The sequence below is a fragment of the Myroides sp. LJL116 genome, assembly GCF_054871685.1.
Genome location: NZ_JBTXLR010000043.1, coordinates 1 through 1,819, shown reverse-complemented (window position 1 = coordinate 1,819; position 1,819 = coordinate 1). Strand labels below are relative to the sequence as shown.

The window sequence follows — 1,819 nt, the reverse complement described above, 5'->3', positions numbered from 1 at the left end:
AAGGGGCTGTCTCAAATGAGATAGCCCCTTTTTTGTATTTTTAAGTAAAAAACACCGTTATAATTATTTGAATTACAATCCAATATACTTAAATTAGTATAAGTAATTCAAGTAAATATGGCAAAACAAGCACCTCGTTTTAGACTTTACGATCAGAATCAAATGAGTTTGATTCCTCATTCTTTAGAAGATTTCATTCCCGCCTTGCATCCAGTACGCATTGTAAATAAGGTTATCGATGAGTTAGATTTAAGTAAATTATATGAGAAATCCTCTAATCGCGGGGCTTTGGGTTATCATCCAAAGATGCTGTTGAAGGTGATGGTGTATGCCTATGTTAGCAATATTTACAGCAGTAGAAAGATGGAAAAAGTATGTAAAGAAAATGTTCATTTCATGTGGTTAAGCGGAATGAACTTCCCTGATCACAATACTTTGAATCGTTTTCGTATCGCTGCATTAAAGGATAATATCGAAAGTATATTCTACCAAATCGTTAGTCTATTTATGCAGCAGGGTTTTATCTGTATTGAGGAAGCTTTTGTAGATGGTACGAAAATAGAAGCTAATGCCAATAAATACACCTTTGTATGGAAGAAGGCTGTTGTTAATTACAAAGAGAAAATGTTCGAGCAAATCCAATCTATATGGGAATATGCAGACTCTGTAGCTAGGCAAGAACAAGAATTACCTCCTCCACCTGACTTTAAAAAAATGGATCAAGATTCCTTGACCGAGACAATCAATACCTTAAATAGCATTTTAAAAAAAAGTCCTAACGCCAGTAAAGAAGTTAAATCCAAGCTAACTCGCATTGCAAGAGAATACCCTAAAAAGTTAGAGGAATATCTAGAGAAAGAAGAAATACTACAAGAGAGAAACTCCTATTCTAAAACGGATCAGGATGCTACTTTTATGCGAATGAAGGAAGATCATATGCAGAATGGTCAGCTAAAACCAGGCTATAATGTACAGATCTCTACTAATAATCAATTTATACTATCTTATTCTCTTCACTCCAATCCAACAGATACCACTACATTAATACCACACTTAGAAAACTTCAAAGATAATCTAGGCAATTTACCCAAGGCATTAACAGCAGATGCTGGATATGGTAGTGAAGAAAACTATCACTATTTAGAGGAGCAAAATGTAGATGCTTATGTAAAGTATAACTCCTTTAATAACGAACAAGAAGAAGCTAGTAAAAAGCCAAGAGCAAATAGCAAAGCAGATAAGAAACCCTTCTCAGTAGATAAGTTATATTATAATGAGCAAAACGATAGTTATACTTGTCCGATTGGACAACAAATGGAATACTTAGATACTGTAACTCGAAAAACAACCACAGGCTTTTGTCAAACAATAAAAAGGTATCAAGCTAAAAATTGCTCAGGATGCCCACTATATACTTTATGTCATAAAGCAAAAGGAAATCGAATAATAGAGGTAAATGAAAACCTCAAAAATCACAGAAAGAAAGCTAGCGACTTACTACAATCCGATTTAGGAAAAGAAAAGCGCAAAAAACGCTGTCATGATGTAGAAACCGTCTTCGGAAATATTAAACAGAACCACGGGTTCCGCCGCTTTATGCTCCGAGGTAAGGAAAAAGTGTCCTTAGAGTTCGGATTATTGGCAATCGCACAGAATATTAGAAAAAGAGTGGCATAAAATGCCCCTTTTTACACAAAAAAACTGAAAATATATTTTTCCAATGTCTGAGCTTCGCATATTTAGAAAAATACCGAAAATCACACAGAAGTAAAATGCAAAAAAATAGGGCTGTCTCTTTTTCTTTAGAGACAGCCCCTTT

Annotated in this window: 1 protein-coding gene; it reads left to right on the top strand. The window is 34.5% G+C overall.

Features of this window, described 5'->3' with window-relative positions; translation table 11 throughout:
• Positions 1-117 precede the first annotated feature (117 nt).
• Positions 118-1,677: an IS1182 family transposase gene (locus ACYSNM_RS13775; protein WP_461757443.1), complete on the top strand. Its 1,560-nt coding sequence runs from the start codon at positions 118-120 to the stop codon at positions 1,675-1,677.
• The last annotated feature ends 142 nt before the right edge of the window (positions 1,678-1,819 follow it).

What these genes read in the sequence shown, in the direction of transcription:
- ACYSNM_RS13775 (WP_461757443.1), top strand. Translation starts at nt 118, where the DNA reads ATGGCAAAACAAGCACCTCGTTTTAGACTTTACGATCAGAATCAAATG.